General features: G+C 43.9%; 22 protein-coding genes. All 22 read right to left on the reverse strand.

Annotation, left to right across the window (positions count from 1 at the left end; all coding sequences use genetic code 11):
- Positions 1-7 precede the first annotated feature (7 nt).
- The 22 genes from AAFF35_RS20995 to AAFF35_RS21100 all read right to left on the reverse strand — a co-directional run bounded on the left by AAFF35_RS20995 (position 8) and on the right by AAFF35_RS21100 (position 24692).
- On the reverse strand, positions 8-811 hold the full coding sequence (locus tag AAFF35_RS20995) for a phytanoyl-CoA dioxygenase family protein (RefSeq protein WP_342328494.1): 804 nt from the start codon (positions 809-811) through the stop codon (positions 8-10).
- Between the two features lie 23 nt (positions 812-834).
- The gene (locus AAFF35_RS21000; RefSeq protein ID WP_342328495.1) at positions 835-1860 is read right to left on the reverse strand and encodes a GNAT family N-acetyltransferase; all 1026 of its coding nucleotides are present in this window, start codon (positions 1858-1860) and stop codon (positions 835-837) included.
- A 12-nt stretch (positions 1861-1872) separates the two neighbouring features.
- The gene (locus AAFF35_RS21005; protein ID WP_342328496.1) at positions 1873-3024 is read right to left on the reverse strand and encodes a glycosyltransferase family 4 protein; all 1152 of its coding nucleotides are present in this window, start codon (positions 3022-3024) and stop codon (positions 1873-1875) included.
- Positions 3025-3178: 154 nt separating this feature from the next.
- Entirely contained in the window at positions 3179-4534 is a 1356-nt protein-coding gene (locus AAFF35_RS21010) for a pectate lyase (protein WP_342328497.1), read from the reverse strand.
- Between the two features lie 479 nt (positions 4535-5013).
- Positions 5014-6108 (reverse strand): NAD-dependent epimerase, encoded by a 1095-nt coding sequence (locus tag AAFF35_RS21015; protein WP_342328498.1) that lies wholly within the window; start codon positions 6106-6108, stop codon positions 5014-5016.
- A gap of 31 nt (positions 6109-6139) precedes the next feature.
- A complete protein-coding gene (asnB, locus tag AAFF35_RS21020; RefSeq protein ID WP_342328499.1) occupies positions 6140-7981 on the reverse strand; it encodes an asparagine synthase (glutamine-hydrolyzing) in 1842 nt (613 codons plus the stop codon).
- Positions 7957-9051: a glycosyltransferase gene (locus AAFF35_RS21025; protein ID WP_342328500.1), complete on the reverse strand. Its 1095-nt coding sequence runs from the start codon at positions 9049-9051 to the stop codon at positions 7957-7959. The genes asnB and AAFF35_RS21025 overlap by 25 nt, the downstream gene beginning before the upstream one ends.
- Positions 9048-10103: a hypothetical protein gene (locus AAFF35_RS21030; protein WP_342328501.1), complete on the reverse strand. Its 1056-nt coding sequence runs from the start codon at positions 10101-10103 to the stop codon at positions 9048-9050. The genes AAFF35_RS21025 and AAFF35_RS21030 overlap by 4 nt, the downstream gene beginning before the upstream one ends.
- Entirely contained in the window at positions 10039-10650 is a 612-nt protein-coding gene (locus AAFF35_RS21035; RefSeq protein ID WP_342328502.1) for a hypothetical protein, read from the reverse strand. Before AAFF35_RS21035 ends, AAFF35_RS21030 begins: the two co-directional genes overlap by 65 nt.
- Positions 10634-11839, reverse strand: coding sequence for a histidinol-phosphate transaminase (locus AAFF35_RS21040; protein WP_342328503.1), 1206 nt, complete (start codon positions 11837-11839; stop codon positions 10634-10636). Before AAFF35_RS21040 ends, AAFF35_RS21035 begins: the two co-directional genes overlap by 17 nt.
- Before the next feature lie 21 nt (positions 11840-11860).
- Complete coding sequence (locus AAFF35_RS21045; RefSeq protein ID WP_342328504.1) at positions 11861-13000, reverse strand: glycosyltransferase; 1140 nt, start codon at positions 12998-13000, stop codon at positions 11861-11863.
- On the reverse strand, positions 12993-14180 hold the full coding sequence (locus tag AAFF35_RS21050; protein ID WP_342328505.1) for a hypothetical protein: 1188 nt from the start codon (positions 14178-14180) through the stop codon (positions 12993-12995). Before AAFF35_RS21050 ends, AAFF35_RS21045 begins: the two co-directional genes overlap by 8 nt.
- Positions 14181-14185: 5 nt before the next feature.
- The gene (locus tag AAFF35_RS21055; protein WP_342328506.1) at positions 14186-15271 is read right to left on the reverse strand and encodes a glycosyltransferase family 1 protein; all 1086 of its coding nucleotides are present in this window, start codon (positions 15269-15271) and stop codon (positions 14186-14188) included.
- Positions 15268-15864, reverse strand: a complete 597-nt coding sequence (locus tag AAFF35_RS21060) for a sugar transferase (protein ID WP_342328507.1) — start codon at positions 15862-15864, stop codon at positions 15268-15270. The genes AAFF35_RS21055 and AAFF35_RS21060 overlap by 4 nt, the downstream gene beginning before the upstream one ends.
- A 12-nt stretch (positions 15865-15876) precedes the next feature.
- Positions 15877-17118 (reverse strand): DegT/DnrJ/EryC1/StrS family aminotransferase, encoded by a 1242-nt coding sequence (locus AAFF35_RS21065; protein ID WP_342328508.1) that lies wholly within the window; start codon positions 17116-17118, stop codon positions 15877-15879.
- A gap of 74 nt (positions 17119-17192) precedes the next feature.
- Positions 17193-18296 (reverse strand): glycosyltransferase, encoded by a 1104-nt coding sequence (locus tag AAFF35_RS21070; RefSeq protein ID WP_342328509.1) that lies wholly within the window; start codon positions 18294-18296, stop codon positions 17193-17195.
- A gap of 10 nt (positions 18297-18306) precedes the next feature.
- Positions 18307-19170, reverse strand: a complete 864-nt coding sequence (locus AAFF35_RS21075) for a glycosyltransferase (RefSeq protein ID WP_342328510.1) — start codon at positions 19168-19170, stop codon at positions 18307-18309.
- Positions 19171-19195: 25 nt separating this feature from the next.
- Positions 19196-20362 carry a DegT/DnrJ/EryC1/StrS family aminotransferase gene (locus tag AAFF35_RS21080; RefSeq protein ID WP_342328511.1) on the reverse strand — a complete coding sequence of 389 codons (1167 nt, stop codon included), beginning with the start codon at positions 20360-20362 and terminating at the stop codon, positions 19196-19198.
- Entirely contained in the window at positions 20359-21801 is a 1443-nt protein-coding gene (locus tag AAFF35_RS21085) for a lipopolysaccharide biosynthesis protein (RefSeq protein WP_342328512.1), read from the reverse strand. The genes AAFF35_RS21080 and AAFF35_RS21085 overlap by 4 nt, the downstream gene beginning before the upstream one ends.
- Before the next feature lie 35 nt (positions 21802-21836).
- Entirely contained in the window at positions 21837-22844 is a 1008-nt protein-coding gene (locus tag AAFF35_RS21090; RefSeq protein WP_342328513.1) for an acyltransferase, read from the reverse strand.
- Positions 22845-22859: 15 nt separating this feature from the next.
- Positions 22860-24158: a nucleotide sugar dehydrogenase gene (locus tag AAFF35_RS21095; protein WP_342328514.1), complete on the reverse strand. Its 1299-nt coding sequence runs from the start codon at positions 24156-24158 to the stop codon at positions 22860-22862.
- Between the two features lie 6 nt (positions 24159-24164).
- Entirely contained in the window at positions 24165-24692 is a 528-nt protein-coding gene (locus AAFF35_RS21100) for a UpxY family transcription antiterminator (protein WP_342328515.1), read from the reverse strand.
- Positions 24693-24698: the final 6 nt, after the last annotated feature.

The following is a 24698-nucleotide window of genomic DNA, read 5'->3' on the forward strand; positions in this document are numbered from 1 at the left end:
TTGTGAATTACTCCTGTCCTCTTTGATACATTCTTTTCTCAACGGGCTGATAATACTCCTCGAAATCAGCAGGAACCCTTGAATTATAACCAATCACCTGCCGCAGGTTCTCGCTTAAACCCGCTCCGAAATCATAGCCCAGAAATCTTGGGTAATCCATTTGCTGCTTCATAAAAGGTTTCGTAAAAGCCATGGTCAGCGCCCTTCTTGGTGCATCGGTATTGTTTTTACCCGCAGCATGCCATAGGTTCGCATCGAATAAAACGATGCTGCCTTTTTTTGCAAGGGCCCGGTCTGCCTGTTCGTAAAAACGGGAAGCCTCAGGTTTTTCATCAGATTTATGCGACCCTGAAAGGAAATAAGTCGCTCCGTTTTCCAGGGTAAAATCGTCAAGCAGTACCATCATTTGAACCATCAGCCGGTAAGAACCGGTAAAGGTCCTGATGTCCCGATGGATGTTCTGAACATAAGTCTGACTGTTTTTCAAATTGATAACCGCTCCTAAAGAATTGAGAATGTACTGCCCGCCAAGGAAATGCCGGATTTGTTCGTCCCCAAACTTCTGTTCGAGAAATTTCAGAGAAAACAGGTCTTTTTCTACCAGATGATGGAGCGTTCCGTCGGTGCTTTCCCCAATCCCGTTATTCACTTGTATTTTTCTCCTGAATTCGTAGGCCGGTTGAAGGGATTGCTTAATGTCCTCCACAAACTGCGGATCTAAAGCATTTTCATAAATAATCCAGCCATATTTTTCGATGACCTCATCAAACAAGGCGAGATCAGTAATGGAATAGTCCAATATATTTTGCATGATTAATTTGTTTTAAAGGCAGGCTACTGTCTGTAGGCAGGGAAGAAAGTAGATTCAGGACTGATCTCTGCTCCGCGTTGAAGTACGAGTTCCTGATAGACCTCCTGGTCATTGATATAACACCAGATCCGGTCTGCAATCTGTAAATCGGAAAAATGGCGTTTGAACTGAAATAAAGAATCTTCTTTGCCCCCTACGCCCCCACCAAGGTGAAATATTTTTTTTCCTAATCTCCGGCCAATCATACTGATTTCATCTGTGAGTAATTTGCTTGGGGATACATTAAGGTATTTTTCTGAAGTCGCAGATAAGTGATTTCGGACCACATGCTCAGAGATCAGCAGCAATGCGCCGCAAATCAGCTCCGGTCCATCATAGATGAGGATCAGCCGGTTGCTGAATTCCCCGGGATTCAGCAGGCCGGTAAAATAGGCCTCATCAAAATAATAACTCTTACCGGCGTTTAACCGGTCCATATTTTTATGGTATATCTCGGTGAATGAACGGATCTCCTCTGCGCTTCGCGCATCTTTGATGAGGTAATTGGATGCTCTGAGTTTCTTGACCTGCCGCTTTAAACGCTTCTCATATCTGGCGCGTTGTTCTTCTTCAGTGATGGATAAATCCATATAAATGGTACTTCCGTTTGAGGAAACTCCGCCAAGGCTTTCGAGCAGATATTGCTGCGCTAAAAAAGGATACAAGCGGGTAAAGACAGTAACGCAACGTTCGGCAGTCAGAAAGCGGCAGAATTCTTCTTTAAAAGACTGTAAAGAACGCTCCGTAATCGCGCTGAAATCAGTGTCCGACACCGGACCAGCGTAACCATAAACCGAGGTCAGGTCATAAAAAGAGGAATTGGCGATCCTTCTTTTGATCATTGGGAAAGCGATAAAAAAACCTGCTTCTTTATAAACAAAAAGAAGGGGTTCTCCTTCCCTGTTCAGTGAATGATAATACCAGGTATGGTACACTTCATAATTACAGGAACGTTTTACATAGGCATCCCATTCCGGCTTTTCCCGGATCACAAAACTTTGATATTGCATGGATTTTTTGGGTTAGTCTTGACCTTCAAGTACACGAATCATCATTTCATTTACCTTATTGACATCAAATTTTTCGACGGCATATTTCCTTCCATTGTTCCCAAAGCGGGTAACATCATCGGTATGTCTGATATAGTACTCCATTTTCGAGGCCAGTTGCGGCGCATCCTTCACCGGAACCAGAAATCCGTTTGCTTTCCTCAGCAAGGGGTTAATCGTTTCCCGACAGCCCACAGAGTTGCAGGTAATCAGGGCCCGGCCCATTGCCATCCCCTCCAAAAGGCATCTTGGAACCCCTTCTCCATAATAGGAAGGCAGCACAACAACGGAAGATTCCCTGATATAAGGACGTACATCTTCCCGTAATCCTAAATACTGAATCGTCCCATCGGATCTTATTTTTGCATATAAATCATCGCTTATGGCATCGATATTATCATCGTAAGCCCCGATCAGCGTAAAATCAACCTCCGGAAACTTACCCTTGATTATTTTTGCAGCCTCATAATATTCCTTAATTCCCTTTGCATTGATGAGGCGGGAAATCATTAAAAAATTAATGTGCTGTACATTTGGCTGCGAATATTCATAACTGGACAAATCCACCCCTGAACCATTGACCACAGTAACCTTGTTCTTTTTGCTGAGGATATGCTCGCGGATCAGGAGCTCATAATCGTCCTGATTCTGGAAGATAATGTGCAACCTTTTAGTCGCCCTTAAACTTAATTTAAGGAGTATTCTTGTTACTTTTTGCACCCATGTTCTGGGGCCTATGTTCAGGAAATTATACCCCAGGCCAGTCAGCATCGGTGTGATGAGCTTCACACGGCAATACCTGGCCACAAAACAACCATAGATCACCGGTTTAAAGGTATAAGGAAAGAAGACATCCGGTTTAACCATCCGGATTACTTTGCGCAAGGCAAGAAGATATTTCAGGTCTGAGCCTATGGAGACATTACTCGGATTGAGTTCATTCTCATAGACGGTTACCCCCATTTCCATCAGCCGATGACTGATGCTTTGTTGTTCTATCTGCGGACTGAACACCATCACCTCATGCTTTTCTACCAATGCTTCCATCAACTTTCCCCTGAAATCCAGCAGCGAGCGCGGGGAATCGCAGGAGATCAATATTTTCTTCCTTTCCGTTACCATCATTATTTAATTTTATGGGATAAAATCTTTTGCCGAATCAGCGGGAAATAAGGGGTATATTTAAGGGGCAGCCCGACAAATAACCTGTCAGACCTGCCCCCTCAATATTTTAAAACCAAAGCCCGGGATGCCCCTACGGCTTGTGATCAAAGAAGTTTTAGCGTTTTAATGTGGCACCTGCTCCGGCAGATACGACTGCAGGAACATTTGCCGCAGCAATCAATACAGATTTGTACTCATAGGCTGGCACCCATGTTGATGCCGCTGTAGAGATCCTGTTTGCCTTACTGTTGGCGTAAATATTGGTCGCTGCGCCACTCACATAACCCGGCTTGGCATTGTATTCCGTGAAAATTGGAATCGCCTGGTTCTCAAAATAGTTGTTATCAGTTCTTACGGTAGCGCCCATAGTTACCCCGATTCCATAACCGCTGCCATTTTGCAGGTAGTTGTTAAAAACGTGTATGTAACCAAATCTTGTACTTGGCTGACGTTCAGAAACGTTGTAAAAATAGTTGTTGTTTACCGTTACACGAAGGTGGCCGATATCGTCCGTATTCTCATCACCAAAGCCAATCAGCATTGGAATGTGACTGTCGTGCAACCTGTTCCAGGAAAGGGTCACATAGTCTGCTCTTTTCCCTACGTCCAGTAATCCATCGTAATACTCCCAGCCGTGGTTCCTGTCGGACGACAAGTCACAGTGGTCAATCCAGATGTGGTGTGCACCTTCTTTAATGATGATGTTAGAATAAGTCACCACATTTCTGATGGTCATGTTCTGAACAATGACGTTGCTGCTACCGTACATCATCAAACCAACGCCTTCCAGACTCGATCCGGTCAATCCGATAATGCTCTTATTGGATTTTACATTCAGGTATCCGGTTCCCGTAATTTTTCCGGACACCATGATGATCATGGCAGCGCTTGATTCTACTGCAGTCTTCAAGGCAGACAGGCTCGTCACGGTCACTGTTTGTCCACCGATACCACCGGTAGTTTTACCGTCCACTGAGGCAAAGCCAATAGCAGATGAGGTCGGAACCGGTTGTACTGTTGCCGGTGGCGTTACCGGAGGAAGAATTGACCCGGCAGTACTGCCATCCAGACTATACGTATAGGTTCTTCCATTGGTCCTTGGATCGGTGTTGTCAGAGGCGGAGAAATACAAGCCGCCTACCCAATGGCTAAAAAGACCTTTTCCTTTGCTTCTGATGTCCGCGTGCATTGCATGCCCGGGACCAAGCTCTTTTCCATTTTCAAATAGCTTAAGCGTAGAGACCGAAGGGCTATTCCCCGAGTCACTTGTTCCGGCAATATTAATCACTTTGTAGGAAAACCCGCCGTCACTGCTCGCTTTTGTAGCGTCGATTGTTTTAATTCCGGTAATGCTGCTTCCGCTAAACAGGGCGGCTTCAGTAAGATCAGCTGGGTTTTCAGGGTTTGCCACATCCGAACCTTTTTTACATTTACTAAAAGTTAATAAAACCAGCAGTAGCAGAAGGCTCATGGGCAGTCGATTTGTTGCATTGTTTTTTCTTTCCATTTCTTGTTGTTAAAAGTACACAATGGTAACGCGAAAATACATCACCTTATACACCAAAACAATTATGGAAAAGCACTGATTTTCAGTAAGAAAAGCCCAAAACCACCACCTTATAAAAAAAGTGGTTCTGACGGATTTAATTCCTAAAACCAGTTTATTATTCAATTAAAAAGTGGAATATTCCACAAGTTAATCAAATGAAAATCAGGGTTAGCAGAAGTAAAAAATGATTAATATACTTTCTGCCTAAAGATTTAATATTTATTGTAAAAAAGTCAGATTAATTTATTTTACCTGATAAATCAGGTGGAATCAATAAGACAAATCAGCAATTTATTGTAATTTTTATGTCATAAATGAAACGCAAAATTCCTAAACTCCAATTTATCCTATCAAAAATTTGAAAATACAAACATTTATTTGTATACTTTTACTAAGATTTATCAATGATATCCGGCAGGTTCCAACTGCAATTGTATATTTTCTGTTACCAGGTAAAAATCTTTATACCAATTCACAAAATTCCGCACCCCCTCTGCCACAGAAACCCGGGGATGATAACCCATCATTTTTTTCATCGCTGAGATGTCTGCCCAGGTTTTTACGACATCTCCGTTTTGCATCGGCAGGTAGTGTTTATGTGCCACCTTTCCCAGATTTTTTTCAATCTCTGCAATAAATTCCATCAGGTCTACCGATTGCCCCCTACCGATATTAAACACGCGGTAAGGTACTTTTGAACTGGCAGGGTTTGGTTTGAATTCATTCCATTCCGGATTGCTTTCTGCGGGATGGTCAATCACCCGGACAATCCCATCTACAATGTCGTCAATATAGGTAAAATCACGTTTCATCATTCCATTGTTAAACACTTCAATATTTTTATTCTCAAGAATGGCTTTCGTGAACAGGAACAGCGCCATATCTGGTCTTCCCCATGGCCCGTAGACGGTAAAGAACCTCAGTCCGGTTGTTGGAATCCCAAACAAATGACTGTAGGCATGGGCCATCAGCTCATTGCTTTTTTTGGACGCAGCGTATAGAGATACCGGATGATCGGCATGTTGAGTCGGGGAAAAAGGCATTTCCTTATTCAGCCCGTAAACACTGGAGGAGCTGGCGTACACGAGGTGTTTGGTATGGTGCGTTCTGCAACATTCCAAAATGTTCAGGAAGCCGGTGATGTTGGATTCCAGATAAGCCCTTGGATTGCTCAAACTATACCGCACCCCTGCCTGTGCAGCCAGGTTACATACGACATCAAAATGGCAGTTTTTAAATACTTTCTTTAACTTACCATGGTCTGTAATGTCCAGCTTCACAAACTGATAATTGGGATACTTAGTACTCCTCAGCTCCTTACCGTATACCAGATCGGCCTTCATGATACCTGTTTCCTCCAGCCGCCTGTACTTGAGGTTGACATCATAGTAATCATTAATACTGTCTATTCCGACCACCTCATCACCTCGTTCCAACAGGAATTTCGCGAGGTGGAATCCAATAAAACCGGCTGTACCGGTAACCAATACTTTCATAACGATCGCTTTAAATTATAGATTAAGTAATTCAGGACGACAGGCTTTTATGCCATACTTCCAGACTGAACACACAAAAGAGAATTTTAGCCCTTCTTTCATCGGAAATGCTAACCTGTCTGGCCATCAGCTGTTCAATGAAAGCTTTCCTGATAATTTTAGGATATAGAGCATCTGCTGCCAGCAGGTACTGCTCCATCACTTCCCGGAGCTCATGGTCTACCCATTTTTGCAAGGGTATTTCAAAACCTCTTTTCGGCTGGTCGATCAATTCTGCCGGAAGGTATTTCCGGCCCAGGTCTCTCAGGATAGATTTGGTTTGAATGTTTCTGATCTTATAATGATCCGGCAAGCCGGGCGCAAAGTCAAGGATTTCCTTTGCCAGAAAGGGACTTCTCCCTTCAATGGAATGTGCCATCGTCGCAATGTCCATTTTTGGCAATAAGCGGCTAAACAACATGGACTCAAAATCCATCAGCAAAATCTTCTTTAAGGGTGATATCGAATAACTGTTATACCGCTCCAAATCTGCAGAAATCGCCAGCATCTGAGGTTTTTCAATAAAGACATCTTCAAAACCAACAAATAAATCTGAAGAAGCCGAACAATAAATCTTGACCAGATCCGCGTAGCTTGCAAATTTCAACAGCCGGTAACCATAGGTATAAAGGCTCTGTTTCTGATTGGCTATCGGCAGGATTTTAGTCAAAATTCCGGAACTGATTTTTGTAAACTGACTGGGGTTAAAAAAATCCAGGTGTTTAAAAGGAACATACCTTCTATACCCTCCAAATAACTCATCCGCCCCATCTCCATTCAGGACTACCGTGATGTATTTCTTAGCCTCTTTGGCCACATAGTAGCTGGGAATTGCCGAATTGTCGGAATTTGGTTCCCCGTGATTTGAAATGATCTTTTCGATATCATTTGCCAGATCGGCAAAATCAATCTCCACCACAGTATGCTCCGTATCGTACTTTCTGGCCACCTTTTCTGCAAGTTGCGATTCATCAAATGAACCCGCTACTTTTACGGTAAAGGTCTTTAGCTTGGATTGCTGCTGCGCAGCCATCGCGGTGACCAGTCCACTGTCAATCCCCCCGCTTAAAAAGGAACCTACATCCAGATCCGCACTTTCTATTCTGCGTTTCACTGCCGTTTTTAAATGCTGGTCCAGCTGGCTTAATGAATCTTCATAATTAAAATGCTGGTCATTCAGGTAGGCATCTTCTATCTTAAACCAGGAATGCTGTTCTGCCGCTCCGGATAAGGCGTCGATCACCATGTATTGCCCGTTTTCCAACTCATTTACGAGGTGATAAGGCGTTGCTGTCCGATAATAATGCCCCAGGTAGAGGTAATCGGCCATTGCCGCATAATTCACTTCCGGCCGACAAACCCGATAGAGCACATTGAGTTCTGAGGAAAAAACATAACTCCTGCCCTTATTATAAATATATAAAGGTTTTTTCCCTGCCCTGTCCCTGGCCAGGTACAATTTAAGGTTTATTGTATCGTACAAAGCGAAGGCAAACATGCCATCAAATTCTTCCAGCATCTTCATTCCCAGCTGTTCAAATAACATCAGGATGGTCAGCGTATCGGAATTTGAAGCAGCGCTGAGCTTATATTTCTGCCTCAGCTCCATGTGGTTGTAGATCTCTCCGTTAAACACCAGAACCAATCCGTTATGCTTCATCGGTTGCTGCCCCGATGCCGTTAAATCCTGAATTGCCAACCTCGTATGGTAAAGGTTCACCGGATGCTGGTTAAAACAGCCCTGCTCATCGGGTCCGCGGTGAAACAGCCCTTCAAAGATCTGTTCCTTCGCGATCGCATGTTCATAATTTAATGTTCCAAAGATTCCACACATCGCGATTCAGTTTTTTCAATCAGTGTTTTCCATTGCTTCATCACTACGGCTTCAGAAAACTGGGCTTCAATGTATTGCCTTCCCCTTTCGCCAAGTGCTGTCCGCTCTGCCTCCGTCATATTCATGACCTTTAGCAGCTTACCTGCCAAATCGTATTCGTCTTGTTTTTCAAATAAAAAACCACAGTTCACAGCAGTCAGCAGTTCCTTATTCCCGTCAATATCACTGACCAGCACCGGTAAAGCATGCGCCATCGCCTCCAGCACGGCATTGGGCATCCCCTCCGAGAAGGAAGAGAGTACAAAAGCATCAGACTGTTTCAGAAAAACGGAGGCTTCCGGCTTAAAACCAATCAGGTTTACCCGCTCCTGGATATTCAGCTCTTCAATCATCTGATAGGGCCAGGTTACGCCACCCAGTTCTCCGATAATGTCCACACTAAAGTTCCGGTCTTTGATCAGTGCGATCGCTTTAAACAAGGTTGGATAATCTTTATTCCACCTGAAATGCCCCACACAAATCCATTTAAAAACCTCCCCTTTTTCTACTGCCGGGGAAACTTCTTCAGGAATAAAAATGCCGTTATGAATCACCATTCCCTGCTTTAACCGGGGATTCCTGCTTTCAAAATTACTTTTAGAAGCCGCTGAATTATAGACCACCGCATCATCCAATCCCGTCGTCATTTTAAATGGCACAAACCATTTTGCCGGGAGGACAGAAATTCTGATGCTCGAGATGAGCTTAAACTTCAGCCTCATTTTCAACAAACGGGCAAAAATGATGGCGATAAACATAAAGGCAATCAGCACATCCGGTTTAAATCCTTTTACCCTTGCGTAGAGCAGCCGGAGATTGGACATGAAATGTCCGGACCAGCTATTCAAAAAGACCACTTCCAGTCCTGATTTTTCGAGTGCCTCCTTAAATTCATCTATAGGTTTCAGCGAAATGATCAGCACCTGCTCCCCTTCCGATTTCAGAAAAAGAGCCAGCTTTAACAATTGTGTTTCTGCGCCCCCTTTACTCATGGAAGGGGTCAGTAAAATCACGCGTTTGGGAGCTTTCATAGCGCTGATGCCGATAGGTAAGCTTTCACCTGCTTCTGTTTAATCCTGAAAACAACGTCTACATACTTCGCATCCCAGGAATTGAAAAGACTAAAATGTTGTTTATAAAAAGCATAGGCCTTTTCCCTGACTTCCATTTTCGGATTCGGCTGATAAAATGGGCTCACCTCCAGATAAATAGGCTCTGTGCTCAGGTCATCGTCCTGCCAGGTAATGTCGAAAGCTCCGGTAGTCAGTTCCAGTGAGCGGAAAGTATCGATAATGTGCTGCCTCCAGTGCTCCGGAAAAGAATCAAAATCAACCTCACTGCCATAACTTGTCGAGGTTGGCTTCCATTCTTTGTCTTTATTGATCCGCCAGTAATGAAGCACAATTTCTCCATCCACCAGAATAACCCGCAGGTCTTTCCTCATATTGATGAGCTCCTGGGCGATGATGTGCCTGTTCTTTCTGATAAAATCAGGATCGGCGACCAATCTCGCAAGGTCAGCATAGCTGGCAATCTTGAATACCCCTTCTGCAGAGCAGGAATGTTCTGCCTTAATCAGGTAGGGGAATTTTATTTTTGCATTCAGCAGGTGTTTCATGGAATCAAAAATCCTGGTCCTCGGTTCATGAACCTTCGCCATATAAAACCGCTGGTGCATATAGGTCTTATTTTCCCAGAAAATCGTCTCACACTGTTTTGGAAAAACCTCATTTCCCTGAATTTCCAGCTGCCGGGTAATGTGTAATAAAATATTGGTATAATCGTCGAAACCATAAATATTGTACCTGTTATTGATGGAAAAGAAAATCTTCTTATCGTGGTACTTGCCGATTCTTTTTCCGGTCACCATTCTGAATTCTTTATTTTCTGCCACCAGACCGGCAATTGTGGCCATGTCCCAGATAAAAGCATCTGATCCGAAATAGAGGAGCGAGAGGTTAGGAATCCAGATGAGGATCTCGCTTTTGGAATGGTAAAGTTTCCAGAACCGGATCCATTTAATGCTGACAATAATCTGAAAAATTCTCGCAAGTCTTTTGAGTATCCTGGTGATCGATTTCATCTGTTTTTTTGTTTGAATTGATTATTTCTATTTCTTTAATGCCCAGATAGGTAAGCGGAAGGCCATTTACTTCCTGAATCAGCTCATCGTACAATTTCATATCGCCATGCTCATGGTTATAACTCAGGTCATCAATATAAACGACAGGGAGTTCCATTGAAATCAACGTTTTGATATAATACATTTTATCCGCAGCATGGGCGACCAGGATCAGGTCGCAACCCTCCAACCCGCAGGACCGCAGCCATTGCCGTGTAGTCCGGTAGCTCAGAAAGCCTCTTGCGGAGATAAAGATCACTTTTGCCACTTTTCGCTTGCAGACAATGAGCTTACGCATCCCCAGAAATACCGATAAAGAGCGGTACCTGTCTTGCTCTTTATCGTACACCAGCTCTTGGAGTGATGGCCAGGTATCCGCAAGCGTATTGTCTATGTCTACGAGATAAACAGGAACCAAGGGTTTCAGGCTCGCCTTGATCCTGTGGAATTTCCATTTAAATAAACGGCTAAAAAAGCCGTAATAGATCCGTTTAAACAGCCCTTTCATCGATCAGGTCTAAAACAAAGTTCATTTCCAGACAGGATTTCAGGCTTTCGATAATGTAGTTGTTTTCTGCTCTTGAGCGCGAAGCCAGCCTGATGAACTGCCCTTCCAATCCGATTTTATCATCACAGGTCCGGATATAGATGCCATAGGTAATCAATAATTTGGCGACAAATTCTGAAGCCATAATGCCATTCGTCAATTCAATGAGCACAAAATTCGCCATGCTTGGGTAAACCTTAATGTAAGGGAGCTGCCGGAGTTCTTTGATAAATTCCAGCGTTTCTACAATGTATTTAACACGAAGGATATCATACCTCATCGCAAAGTCGCTCCTGGCATACAACCTGAAAAAGTATTCCGCCAATCCGTTGGAATTCCAGAGATACCCATTGTTCAGCAGCTGCTGAACATATTCCTGCCTCATAATGCCATAACCTGCCCGGATTCCAGCCACGCCAAAATCCTTAGACATGCTCTTAATGACAATCAGGTTTGGGTTTTCCTCCACCAGACTGGCCAGAGAAACCAGCTGATAGCTTTTGCTCTCATAAGCAAAATGGATAAAACTTTCATCTACGATGATGTTCTTTACAAACCACAATTCATCCAGAATGCGCTGTACATCGACCACCCTGATGTAAGCACCATTGGGGTTATTTGGATTAATGAGTACAATCGTATCCGGCCGGTGAAACTTGACTTTGGCAATGTAATGCTCCACATCCAGGCTGTAATCTTCTGCTTTGGAAAGCTCATTGTAAATCACTTCTACCCCTTCTTTCACGTACTCGTAATAAGAAGAAAAAGTAGGGATATTGATCATGATCTTTTTCTCTGTAAAGTTGTGGATCACGGCCTGTATGATCTCAATAGCCCCATTACCAATAAAAATCTGCTTGGGATTTATCGCGAGGAACTCCGCCAGAATTTCAGCGATCACGCTATTCTGAGAGGGATAACACTCGAGCAGGTCTCTGATCTTTCCGGTTTCCAGGATTTCTTTATTGAAATATTCAATAAACAGATCCGTTGCATAAGGGTTGGACAGAAAGCAGGCGTCGATTTTAATCTCCACCTCGGGAAGCTTTTGCCTGAAGGTAAAAATGCCAGGTGAATGTGATCCCGCTTCATTTTTTAAGATTTCCAGTTTTTTGACAACTATCAATTCTTCATCAGTAAATTTCATCATCTTGTTTCGGTATTGAATGGTTCAACAATAGAGTTCCCGAACTTTATGCTCCATTAAGTTCATGGCAATCGCATACACTTTTAAATGCTTACAGGCAGAAATACCAATGGTATATTTCTCTTCATAATCTTTCTTTAAATTCTCCTTTATAAGGGCCTTATCAGAACTGTATAAGGCCTGTTTTAAAGCGTCATAATAAGCCGCTGTACTGACATCTTCACTTAAAAAACCAGTAACCCCGGTACTGATCATTTCTTTCATCCCCCCGATGGGCGTACATACAGGAATACAACCTACAGACATCGCCTCGATCAGGGAGATCGGCATTCCTTCCCAGGTGCTCGACAAGCAGAAGGCATCTGCGATACTCAGGTAATCCCCCACATTTTTCTTTCCACCCAGGAACTCAATATGATCATCAGCTCCCACCTGTTTTTTCAAACGCTGGTACAACTTCTCCTCCTTTACTTCCCCGATGATCAGTAAGCGGCAAGGCCTGTCCTCCTTTTCATTGATTTTCTGAACCACCTCGATCAGGAGCTTCTGGTTCTTCTCCGGAGAGATCCGGCCAATATGAACCAGTAGAAAACCAGCCCCGGGGCCCTTATATTTCCTGAGCAGCTCTTCCCGCTCTTCTGTAATCCGCATTGGAGGCCTTGCATTTTCAATCACCACATCATTCCTCAACCCGTAATACTCCCGGTAAGACTTGCTGCAATTGCCGGAGATGGTTACAGGGATCACCTTATTCCTTTTATAAAACAGCTTGCGGAACAGCTTCAACATTCGTCCGGGACATTCCGCTTCCGCCAGGTTATGGATCGTATGAAAAAAAATAGTATCATTTCTATCCAGGCGATACAACAGCAGGTACTCGCTGCTATTTTGATGACTGTGTACAATATCTGGTGCCTGAGCCTTTAGCCAGGCCGTGAGTTTCATCAGTACTGACCAGCTGAATCCGCTTTTCTTTTCAAAAGAAACATAAGTTACGCGGTCGTCTATCTCCCCAAGAAAGCTGTCTTCTTTAGCGTTTCCGCAGAGCGAAACGAGGATAATCTCCTGTTCCGGTTTACGGGACATTTCATTACAAAGGTCGATCACGAAGCGCTCCGCACCTCCCCTCGCGAGGTTACCGATGATGTGTATGATCTTAGACATGAGCTTCTTTTTGTCGTTGGTACAGATGAAGGATACTGAAATAGAGAAAAACTGTTGGCCCGTCTGCACTAATGAGCCATGGGTTGTGCGAGAGCGCATTCACCGAAACCCCTAAAAAAGAGAAACAAAGGCAGGCCAGCATGGCATTTTCCGGTTCCCTAAGGTGATGAAAGACATATATACAAGCCTTTCCCACCCGATAATAAATCGCCACCAGCAAACCCAATCCCAGAAAAGGGCCGAGGTAAGTGAAAAATATCAGGTAAGCATTATGAGAAGTAATTCCCGAAGAAAATACGTAATCCCGGTAAATCACATCACTCCAGTTTTTGCCGTAAAAAATCAGCCCATAAGGATAATCCGTATAGATGCGCAGGTTTTCTTCGGCAAGGTTGGAACGGTTGTATGCCGCATCGTTATGGTTGTTCTTCGTTAATATATTATTGTAGGAATCCAGGTTGTCTTTGAGTACATAATTGTACAACAGTCCGCAAACCACTATCATCAACGCAATGACCAGAACCGCTCTGAACCGGTAATACAACGTCAGAAACAAGAAGGTTGCCCCCACAAATCCGACAAATACAGAACGCTGCATCCCCAGAAAAACAAAAAGCAGACAGCCCCCTAAAGCAATTCCTTTGACGATCAAAGGTGTTTTGAAAGCACAGGTACAAATGAAAGCAAAAGGGATCAATGCCGCCAGCTGATAACCATAAGAAAACTGACTAAGCGCAATTCCCGCCGGGCTCTGTAAAATCTTATCGCCCAGAATCAGCTCCCTCAAGGTATCCATCTCTCCATAATAATGATTGAGGACCATTACGATAGAAGAAAGGAGCAATAAACCATAAAACAACCAAACGGAAACCTGGAACCTTCGCTCACTATTGCCCACAAAATAATTGAAATAGAAAGCACAGATCATGATGCAGAGGATGTTGGCCGCAAAACTGTTGACTTCCGAAAGGCCGATCACATAATAGAAAAATAAGGCGATGCAAAGCAGGATGAGCTCCCTTCCATATTGGAACTTAGCCGCTCCTTTTTCCCGGAATAAAAATACCAGTGGAAAGCAGAACAGAAAGGGTGCCGGGATCCGGAATACATCCGTCAGGAAAATCCCGAACGCCAATGTTCCCAGGTAAAACATCATGAGCAGTGTGACAATTAATTTCATAGCAATCAGGTGTTATTGATGCTTTCTTTAAAAAAACTGATGAATTTATCCGCGTCATTGATCGCCTCATTATACCTTTCCTGACCATTTCTCGCGATCGCTCTGTAATACTTATAGTTGTTGATGATCTCCGTTAACTGGCCTTCCAATCCGGATAAGTTCCAATGCACCGGAACATAAGTTTCGTCCGCAATAAAAAGATCCGGAAAGGTTTCTATATGACTCATGACCGGTTTTACCAGTACTGCGCCGGAAATAAAAGTTTCAAAATCACGGTAACAGATCTCTCCCCATCCAAAGGGGCTGACACTCAGCTTGGAAGCCTTCAGCTCTTTCCAGTACCTTGTTTTACTGACATTGGCGCCCGTTGCCATCTGCAGGTTCATCTCTTTGAAAAGAGAAAGCAAATGGTTTCTCTGGTAAAAAACGCCCTTCTGACCTTCATGATCAGCATGAATGGTTCCCCGGTAAGCCAGGTCATACGGCCTTTGCCGGTAGACATCTGCAAAGCGAACAGGGTATAAATCATAGCTCAGGTAATTGCTCAGCCGACTCATCTTGTAGCCGAAATACCGGTAATCATTAAAGCCGATATTCCATCCCAGCCTTACTTTATGAAGTTCCTTCGGCGGACAAGGTTCAAACCTTTTTCTTGCCTCCGGAGATAAACAGTTTAGCCATACCCGGATGTCTTTCGTTCCCTCCGGATTCACATAATAATCCCGATTCAGCAGCAGCTGTTTTTTAAGAAAAACATCCACATAAGGAAGCACAGGAAAATCGTATGATCCGGTCGAGTCTGCAGCATCAAACCAGATGAGCCGATCTACAGATCCCCTTAAGGCCAGGAGAAAGCGAAAGAGAAAATCCTCATTCCTGGCATTTCGGTTATTGATGTTCTGCCACCCCTCCCCAAAATACCGGGAATGGATCAGTACATAATCGGCATCAGATAAGCCTTTATCACGATGATCTACGTGGAATTCTACCTTCAGCCCATGGCCTAGCAGTTGCTTTTTCCATCGGTGAAAATGATGGGTCTCCCCATAATATTGTTTTGAAGGCCAATCCAGAATCTTTAAAATTTTCATTTCAGAAGGATGCTCCTAAGCGTATAGGAAATGATCTTAAAATCGATCCAAAGGTTATGATGATCGATATATTCCAGATTCTGACTGATTTTAGAAGGGATCACATTGTGGATATAAAAGCTTTCCGGATCTTCTGCTGTAGCCAATAAACTGCTTTCGTTGATGAACTTAATGGAGGCCCAGTCGGTGATTCCGGGTTTTACGCTGAGCACCCGCTGCTGACTGCTGTCGTACATTTCTACGTATTTAAGCACTTCCGGTCTTGGGCCTACAAAGCTCATCTCCCCTTTCAGAATATTCAGCAACTGCGGAAGTTCATCCACTTTATGTTTTCTTAACCAGCAACCTACCTTGGTAATCCTGGCGTCATGATCCCCGATCGTCAGTAAACCCATCTTATCTGCATCCGGGCACATCGTCCTGAACTTGATCAGTTGAAAACATTTCTGGTTCAGTCCGACTCTGGTCTGTCTGTAAAAAACAGGCCCTTTATGCTCTCTTTTCAATAAGACAGCGACCAGCAAGAATACCGGCAGGAGGAAAAATATCCCGATCAGGGAAAAAAATATATCGAATAGCCTTTTCGCATCCATGACCCCAAATCATTAAGATAAAACCTTTACCAATTTCTCTACTCCTTTTACCAGATGAACAGATTCAATCACCGCATTGGTGATGTAGCTGATCTCCTCATCGGAAAGCTGAGGGTAAATCGGCAATGAGATCTCAGCGGCATACTGCTTATAGCTGTTCGGAAAGTCTGAGATGGCATAGCCCAGACTTTTAAAATACGTTAACATCGGCATGGGAATAAAATGCACGTTCACATTAATCCCCCGGATCACGAGCTCATCAATCACCCGATCCCGCTGGGCCTCAGTGATTCCCTTGATGCGCAATGGAAAAAGATGGTAAGAAGCTTCCCTGTTCTCGGCTTTCATCACCGGTTCAATAAACCAGTCGTAGGCCCTAAAAGCATCTCCATATTTTAAGGAGATAATTTTCCGGAGTGGCATCAGGGTCTTCACATATTGCCTGATCTGCGCAAGGCCAATTGCCGCACAGATATCGGGCATATTCATTTTAAAGCCCTTAAAAAGAATGTCATAGCGCCAGTTTGCACCCTTCGATTTTGCAAAAGCATCTCTGTTCTGGCCATTCATCGAAAACAATTTCAGGAAGGTATACTCTTCCTGGTTATCGAATGGCTCAGGCAGGTTGAGACAAATACATCCTCCCTCAGCAGTCGTAATATTTTTCACTGCATGGAAGGAGAAGATCGTCACATCACATTGCTGTGCCGCAGGTTTGTCGTTGTACAGGGCCCCGATAGAATGTGCCGCATCGGCGATCAGCAGGATCCTTCCCAAACCCGCCTGTCTGGCAGTTTTGGACATAAACTGTACTTTCACTTCCGGCTCCCTGACCAGGGCTTTCAACTCTTCATAATGGCATGGCAAACCAGCAATATCTACGGCAATGATGGCTTTGGTTCTGATGTTGATTTTCTTTCTAACCATTTCAGGATCTATGGTAAAATCGTCCAGAATGTCTACCATAACCGGTGTTGCGCCACAATGCAAGACCGATAAGGCGGTAGCACAATAGGTATAGGCAGGTACAATCACCTCATCTCCCGCCCCAACACCAAACCATTTGAGCATCATAATGGCTCCCGAAGTCCAGGAATTGACGCAAACTGCAGCCTGTGTGCCCGTCAGCGTTAACAACTCGGATTCCAGCGCTTTAACTTTTGGCCCCGATGTAATCCAGTTGGCCTGGAGGGTATCCAATACTTCATCAATCACTGCCTGATCGATGAATGGCGGAGAAAATGGAATATTCATAATCTTTAATTTTTTGTTGGTTCTAAGGATTGGTATGTTAGAGATGAAGGGGGGCTAAGCAGGGCTGATTTGCCTTAAGCAGGGCTGAGAATAAGCGCTTCCCATTTGTCGGAGATGACTTCCAGGGAATTGGTCTGACCGATCATTCTGGCCTCATTTCCCAGTTTCTTTTTAAGGCTTAAATCAAAAAGAACATTGAACATTGCTTTTGTGATGGCGGGAATATTGCCCTTAGGAACAAGGATCCCATTCTGCCCGTCTTCGATGATCTCCGAAGGCCCGAACTCACAGTCCACCGCAATACAAGGACATCCGCTACTCATCGCTTCAATCAGGGCATTGGGATATCCTTCATTTCTGGAAGGCAGGACAAACAGTTCTGCCTGGTTGTAATAATCCTGAAGGTCATCTTTGGCTCCGGCCAGGATCACCCTGTCCTGCAAATTCAACCTGTTGATCTGCGCCGTTAAATTCTGTTTTTCCAATCCCTGGCCGACAATGATCAGGTCGATGTTTTTGATTCTCAGTTTACTGAAGGCATCAATCAGCTGGTCAAAACCTTTTTCATAAGAAAGGCGCCCAACGCCGAGGATAAATTTCCGATGGTGAACAATCAGGTGTTCGTTCGATTTGAACACATATACCGGGTTTCTGATGATGCTGTAATTCGTTAGCCGGTTAAAGATCCCGTTATTTTTCAGACAGGTTTCAATGCCTTTGGCTGGCACAACAACGGCCTTAGATCCACTGTAAACAAAGTAAGACATCCATTTGAAGAAGAAATTGAAGCGGTTAATCGTATGGTCAGGCGTCGTTCTTTCAGACACGATATAAGGTATTTTCAGCAAACCGCAACTCAGGCCGGTCCAGAGATTAGCGCTCGTCATAAAGGAAATGACGCAATAAGGTTTCTCTCTCAGCAACACGCCGAGTAACCGAAAATAGGTGAGCATCCCATAGATCAGTCTTCTAAAAACATTCTCTTTATATTTTCTTTTAAGGAGTGGGATGACCCTGATTCCTTCTGCCAGCGGATAGCCCTGTTCTGCATCGTTCATGCAAACAATCACCACCTCATAGGCCCTTTCACTAAAACTGTTCCCTAAGGTAGACAGCACGCGTTCGGCCCCTCCTTTTTGCAGGGTATAAATCACAAAAACTAATTTTAATCCAGACATGGTGTAGGTATTATAATAAGTTCATAATCGTGTTCATTGCATTATTGATCTCCCGGTTTCTCAGGTCAAACAGAAAATACTGGCGGATATAAATTTTGAGCAATTCCTTTTTCATCAATCCGGAATACTTAAAATTCCTGATGGTCAGGTTGAAATCACTGACCATTCTTCTCTTCCTGATCCGGGAGTCGATCATGCTCCAAATTCCTCCCGTATGCAAGCGGTAACAAGCCATAACATCCGGCAATACAAATATTTTCTTGCCCGTATTGGCAACTGCATAAAGCTTGAAAAGTGTATCCGTTCCGTAGGTATCGAAATACCAGGCTTGTTGCCCTACTGACCTTACCGCATCGATGTTCCGGATCATGAGCGAGCAAATTCTCGTTTCTTCTCTTTTTCCCAGCAGGACATCCTGATAGCCGAACTCCATATTAACCCGGTTTTCCTTGAGGTAAACGATTTCGTCATGCTCATTGATGACTTTGGTATGGTGGCAACAGATCACGTAGTCCGGATTGGCCTCTAAAAAATCCACCTGTTTTTGCAGTTTCCTTTGGTCCGTCCAAAAGTCGTCTCCATCGCAAAGGGCGATGTATTTCCCTTTGGCTTTGGTAATCACGTCCACCTGATTTCTGATCGCTCCAATATTGCTTTCATGGGATACAAGTCTGATGCGGCCGGGATACCGGTCTACATATTCCTGAATCACCGCTCTTGTACCATCTTTAGAGCAATCTTCTCCAACGAGAATTTCAAATTCAAAACTGGTTTGCTGCATCAGAAAACTGTCCAGCGCCCCGGCAATATATTGTTCATGATTATAGGTGATGCAGCATACGCTCACCATGATCTCAGGTTTAGTATTCATCATAAGAAGGTTATGTTTAGCGCGAAAACTAATGAGCTGCCCCATTCTGGGCGATGGTTAATGCAGGGTGTAATGCTTCAATCGGCGCGTTAATTTTCTCTGAAGGTTCCGGCTGACCATAATTCTGAACCCGGAGAATGACCCGGGTAATCAGGTCCAGATCGCTGGAAGTTAAGGTATGGTAAAGTGGCAGGCACATAATTCTGGAAGCCACAGATTCACAGACAGGCATATAAGCCGGGGCAAGAAAAGGCAGACTGGAAAGTGGCGGATAGAAATACCTTCTGCAATAAATCTTTTCATTCTCCAAAGCTTTCAGGCAGCTCAACATCAGTTCAGCGCTTTCAAACAGTACCGGAAAATAAGCATAGTTATAGTCCAGGTCTTCATTGAGTTTAGGGTATTTTGCTTTCAGCGGGCTCAGCGCTTTCCAGTAATAAAAGGAAAGCAGTCTTCTTTTATCCAGAATATCATCTACCTGTTTAAGGTTACACAAGCCCATTGCGGCATGGAATTCACAGTTCTTCCCGTTGATGCCGAGTTCCGCAAATTCGTCCGGACCATTATGGCCAAAATTCCTCATCAATGCCATCTTTTTCAGTAGATCCGGACATTTGGTAAATACTGCCCCTCCTTCAATTGTATGAAAAAGCTTGGTGGCATGAAAGCTCGTGGTGCTGATGTCCCCATACTCGAAGACCGATTTGTTTTTGTATTTCGTTCCAAAGCAATGTGCCGCATCAAAAATTACTTTCAGGGAATACTGGTCTGCAATTTTCTGAATCGCATCGATATCGCAGGGATTGCCGTAGACATGCGTGGCCAGAATCGCAGAAGTTTTCGGGGTGATGGCGGCTTCAATCTTAGCGGGATCAATGTTAAACGTTTCTCCGTCAATGTCTACAAATACAGGTGTACAACCTTCCCATACAATGCTGTTTGTGGTCGCCACAAAGGAAAAGGGCGTGGTAATAATTTCCCCTTTTAAATCCAGTGCTTTGATCGCGATCTGCAAGGCCATGGTGCCGTTCGAAACATAGAGCAAATGTTTGATGTTCAGGTAATTCTTCAGTTTCAGTTCCAATTCATTCACCAATGGTCCATTGTTGGTGAGCCATTGTCGCTCCCAAATACTGCTCATGTACGATTCAAATTCTTGAATTCCAGGGAGAAAGGGTTTGGTTACAGGTATCATCTTTTTAGGATTAATTGTTTAAAATCATGAATTGCGGCAAGCCTGAAGAGGCTGCTTCCAGCGAGATAAATGATCAAAAAGAAGGAACCGTCGATCAGGATTCTGCTGAGGTCAAATAAGAAAAGTGGTTTCAGGAAGTATAGATCGCCTAGATAGCAAAGTATCCCCGCAAGAAAGGAATTTCCGATAATCGGAGCGGCATCCGCCATTTGCTCCGGGATAGAATAGTTGATCATTTTGCCACTGTAAAAAGAGTTGATATAATATCCGATGAAATTGAAAAGCAATTGAAAATAAAGCAGCCCATAGATCCCGAAGGGGATCGCACATAAAATCCCGACCACACAAATTCCCTTCTTAAAGGATTCCAGCTTCAGGATCAGGTCGCTGCGCCCTTTTACTTTCAGGATATTCAAATTATAAGCATGTAATGGATACATGATGCCTGCGAAACAAAGGATTTGAAAGTAAGGTACTGCCGGCAGCCATTTGCTGCTGAGCAGGAAGTTAAAAAAGGGTTCAGCGATGACAGCGAGTAGGATCAACACCGGAGTGTTCCAGAAAAGCAGCTGCTGCATCAGCTTTTTGTACACCCATTTCAATTTTTCATCGTCGTCTACAATTTTAGAAAACATGGGATAGGTCACCTTATTGATCACTGCCGAAATATTGGTGACCGGTAGTTGGCTGACCGATTCTGCCCTCGAGTAAAAGCCAAGTTGCACCGCAGAATAGTATTTACCAATAATCAACACATATATGTTTTTGTACAGAATATCGAGGAGCCCCGTGAGGGTCATTTTATATCCAAAATGAAAATGCTTTTTAAAACAAGCCATGCTAAAGGTTAGGTCCGGCACCCATCCGGAATAGAGCCAATGCATGATCGTCGATAAAAAAGACTGAAACAGTCCCATCCACACCAGGCTCCAGACCCCATATCCTTTTAAAGCGAGAAACACGCCCAATAATCCGCCTGCCAATACGGAAGGAATTTGAATCAGCATCTGAACCTTGAACTTCATCTCCTTGATTAACCTTGCATTCTGTACGCTGAAAAAGGCATTCAGGATAAAATCAAGCGCGTAGATCCTTAAAATTAAGGTCAGCACATCCTGCTGATAAAAAGCAGCAACCAGGGGTGCAATCAGATAGACCAAACCGTAAATCAGGATACTTCCGGTCAGGTTAAAATAAAACACCGTAGAATAATCATCCTGTGTAAGGTCTGCCGACCGGATCAGGGAGGATGCCAGTCCGCCGTCCAAAAGGGAATTCCCTATGGCAATGAATATCGTCAGCATCGCGATCAGCCCGAATTCCGCAGGCATTAAAATCCTTGCCAGAACAATGGTCATGCAGAAACTGATCAGCTGTACACTGAATTGCTGTGTAAACGTCCAGATCAATCCTGATAAGGTCTCTTTTTTTAAGCTCATGATGATGATCTGTACCGCTCCGAATGGCCGTTAAGTTATTTTTGTTTTTGCAAGGCATTGGCGTATCCCTGTCCCTGAACCCTTAGATTTCTTAAAAAATGAAGGATTGGCTTTTCTAAAAACCTCGTGACCAGCCATGCTATAATAACGATCAGCACAATGGTGATGGCGATGAGGAGGTATTCATCAGGAATGTATCGTCCCATGATCCTCATCCAGACAAACCCGATATGCTGATGAAGGAGGTACAAGGGATAAGAGATATAACCGAGAAATATAAACGGTTTCCAGGTTAGGATTTGAAGTTGGTTGTATACAAATAAATAGAACAGCAGAAAGATGAAGACAAACACATAAAAGAGGGTCATTCCCGGGTGTTCCAATACTGCTGCAAGAAAGCAGAAGCCGATTAAAAGATGCTCATGCCAATCTCCTTTCGCAAATTTGATCTGGTAAAAAAGAATCCCCGCCAGGAAGAACATGCCATATTGAAGGTTCAGAAAATAGGCCCCAAAAGGTAATTTAAACAAGCTGTTGCCGATCATTAAGCTCAACCAGACGATGGCGATGGTCCGGACTTTCGTTAACCATCCCAGCTGGAACAACAGCCCCATGCTGATGTAAAAAAACAATTCAGGAATCAGCGACCAGTATACGCCATCTATATTTTTAACATTGAACACCCCCTGAAACATCGTCAGGTTCATCAGGAATCCTGCCGGCGACTGACTTTCAATTTTAGGGTCCTGAGCCAGACCGACGATCAGGAAAGTAAGGGTCATACAAATCCAATAGGTCGGATACAATCTTGAAAAGCGTTTATAAGCAAAATCCCCGATTGTTGTTTTCCCCTGAAGGGACATAAAAATCACAAAGCCGCTAATGATAAAGAACAGTTCTACACCGTACTGGCCGATATTCCAATCGTATTTCTGGGGGTAATCATGACCGAAATTCAACCTGAATTTAGCGGTATAATGGAACAGGACGACATTAATCGCTGCAATTCCCCTTAAAACATCCAGTTCTTTTAAGCGTACCATAATATATTTGGCAGGTTACAAGCGCATATTGACCAGTTTATCCGGCAATAAAGACTTTAAATCATAGACGATGGTTTGCGCGTTACACATAGCCGAAATGTCGATATCCCTGAATTTACGGTGTGCTACGGCGAGGATGATGGCATCATATTTTCTCGTTTTCGATTCTCCATTCTGACAAATCACGCCATATTCACGTTCCACCTGTGCCGGATCTGCCCAGGGATCATGGATCACCACCTGTATGTTGTATTCCCTGAGCCTTCTGACGATGTCTATGACTTTGGTATTTCTCACATCAGGACAGTTCTCTTTAAAGGTGAAGCCAAGGATCAGCACTTTGCAATCGACCATTTTTCTGGAGGCGACGATGCGTTTCACCAGCTCATCGGCAATGTAAATCCCCATGCGGTCGTTGATCCGTCTTCCCGCCAGGATGATTTCCGGATAATAGCCCTGTTCCTGTGCTTTTTGTGCGAGATAATAAGGATCTACTCCGATGCAATGTCCGCCTACCAGGCCCGGTTGAAATTTCATGAAATTCCATTTCGTTCCCGCAGCCTTCAGTACTTCGCTGGTATCGATTCCCAGTCTATTGAAAATCATGGCCAGTTCATTGACGAAAGCAATGTTGATGTCGCGCTGTGCATTCTCAATTACTTTGGCCGCTTCGGCGACCTTTATAGAGGATGCTTTATAGGTTCCCGCCAAAATCACCGAACCATACAAGTTATTGATCATCTCGGCCGCCTCAGGTGTAGAACCGGAGGTGATCTTTAAAATATGAGTGACCGTATGCTCTTTATCTCCGGGATTGATCCTTTCCGGCGAATAGCCGACAAAAAAATCAGTATTGAACTTCAATCCCGATACTTTTTCCAGCACCGGAACACATTCTTCTTCTGTAGCCCCCGGATATACCGTAGATTCATAAATCACCGTATCATTTTTCTTCAAAACGCGGCCTATTGTTTTGCTCGCCTTCAGGAGCGGCGTCATATCCGGGCGGTTGTTCTTATCCACCGGTGTGGGAACGGTAACGATATAGACATTACATTTCCTAAGCATTTCCAATTCATTGGTACAAAACAAGCCTGTTAAAGTGCTGCAATCGTTCGTGATGGTCTTCATCAGTTCTTCCGCTTCGATCTCCAGCGTATGATCGTACCACATTTTCAGCTCGGCGATTCGCTCTGCATTGGAATCAAAGCCAAATACCTTATATTTTCCGGCGAAGGCCACCGCCAATGGTAAACCTACATATCCGAGACCGACGATTCCAATTTTAAGTCCTTTAAGCACTTGAGTTACCATCTTATTTCAGTTAATGAGTTCAAGATCTTCGATGTTTACATTCGTTAACAGCGCACAGTTCAGGCTATCAATGACCACAACCACGCTTTTTTGTCTGAGTTTAATGATCTGCCCTTCTTTATGGTTCATCAATCCTTCTTTAATCATCACCCGGTCGCCAACCTCCATATGCTGAAGGTCCATCACTTCTACATCGGAAAAGGTCTCCATACACCTCTTTAGCTCCTCCATCACCACCTCTCTTACCTGTGCAGGTTTACCCATGTAATACACAAAATTCATCACCCCTAAAGTGCTCCTTACTTTGAGTTCTTCCCTTGGATCGATGTAGACAAATACATAAGAGTTGAATAGCGGCAATTCCACTTCTTTCATTCTATCCGCCCATTTGTGCTTCACTCTTTTCAGGGGGCAGTAACTGATGATCCCCTGGAGCTTAAGCAGTTCATCAACTTTCTTTTCCCATCTTGGACGGGTATAGATGACAAACCATTTTTTGGGTACATTGACCCTGAGTGCGGATAGACTTTCCATAGTTTT

Source organism: Pedobacter sp. FW305-3-2-15-E-R2A2 (genome assembly GCF_038446955.1).
GTDB lineage: Bacteria > Bacteroidota > Bacteroidia > Sphingobacteriales > Sphingobacteriaceae > Pedobacter.

Coding starts and splice junctions, on each gene's coding strand:
- AAFF35_RS20995 (WP_342328494.1), bottom strand. CDS start 811: ATGCAAAATATATTGGACTATTCCATTACTGATCTCGCCTTGTTTGAT.
- AAFF35_RS21000 (WP_342328495.1), bottom strand. CDS start 1,860: ATGCAATATCAAAGTTTTGTGATCCGGGAAAAGCCGGAATGGGATGCC.
- AAFF35_RS21005 (WP_342328496.1), bottom strand. CDS start 3,024: ATGATGGTAACGGAAAGGAAGAAAATATTGATCTCCTGCGATTCCCCG.
- AAFF35_RS21010 (WP_342328497.1), bottom strand. CDS start 4,534: ATGAGCCTTCTGCTACTGCTGGTTTTATTAACTTTTAGTAAATGTAAA.
- AAFF35_RS21015 (WP_342328498.1), bottom strand. CDS start 6,108: ATGAAAGTATTGGTTACCGGTACAGCCGGTTTTATTGGATTCCACCTC.
- asnB (WP_342328499.1), bottom strand. CDS start 7,981: ATGTGTGGAATCTTTGGAACATTAAATTATGAACATGCGATCGCGAAG.
- AAFF35_RS21025 (WP_342328500.1), bottom strand. CDS start 9,051: ATGAAAGCTCCCAAACGCGTGATTTTACTGACCCCTTCCATGAGTAAA.
- AAFF35_RS21030 (WP_342328501.1), bottom strand. CDS start 10,103: ATGAAATCGATCACCAGGATACTCAAAAGACTTGCGAGAATTTTTCAG.
- AAFF35_RS21035 (WP_342328502.1), bottom strand. CDS start 10,650: ATGAAAGGGCTGTTTAAACGGATCTATTACGGCTTTTTTAGCCGTTTA.
- AAFF35_RS21040 (WP_342328503.1), bottom strand. CDS start 11,839: ATGATGAAATTTACTGATGAAGAATTGATAGTTGTCAAAAAACTGGAA.
- AAFF35_RS21045 (WP_342328504.1), bottom strand. CDS start 13,000: ATGTCTAAGATCATACACATCATCGGTAACCTCGCGAGGGGAGGTGCG.
- AAFF35_RS21050 (WP_342328505.1), bottom strand. CDS start 14,180: ATGAAATTAATTGTCACACTGCTCATGATGTTTTACCTGGGAACATTG.
- AAFF35_RS21055 (WP_342328506.1), bottom strand. CDS start 15,271: ATGAAAATTTTAAAGATTCTGGATTGGCCTTCAAAACAATATTATGGG.
- AAFF35_RS21060 (WP_342328507.1), bottom strand. CDS start 15,864: ATGGATGCGAAAAGGCTATTCGATATATTTTTTTCCCTGATCGGGATA.
- AAFF35_RS21065 (WP_342328508.1), bottom strand. CDS start 17,118: ATGAATATTCCATTTTCTCCGCCATTCATCGATCAGGCAGTGATTGAT.
- AAFF35_RS21070 (WP_342328509.1), bottom strand. CDS start 18,296: ATGTCTGGATTAAAATTAGTTTTTGTGATTTATACCCTGCAAAAAGGA.
- AAFF35_RS21075 (WP_342328510.1), bottom strand. CDS start 19,170: ATGATGAATACTAAACCTGAGATCATGGTGAGCGTATGCTGCATCACC.
- AAFF35_RS21080 (WP_342328511.1), bottom strand. CDS start 20,362: ATGATACCTGTAACCAAACCCTTTCTCCCTGGAATTCAAGAATTTGAA.
- AAFF35_RS21085 (WP_342328512.1), bottom strand. CDS start 21,801: ATGAGCTTAAAAAAAGAGACCTTATCAGGATTGATCTGGACGTTTACA.
- AAFF35_RS21090 (WP_342328513.1), bottom strand. CDS start 22,844: ATGGTACGCTTAAAAGAACTGGATGTTTTAAGGGGAATTGCAGCGATT.
- AAFF35_RS21095 (WP_342328514.1), bottom strand. CDS start 24,158: ATGGTAACTCAAGTGCTTAAAGGACTTAAAATTGGAATCGTCGGTCTC.
- AAFF35_RS21100 (WP_342328515.1), bottom strand. CDS start 24,692: ATGGAAAGTCTATCCGCACTCAGGGTCAATGTACCCAAAAAATGGTTT.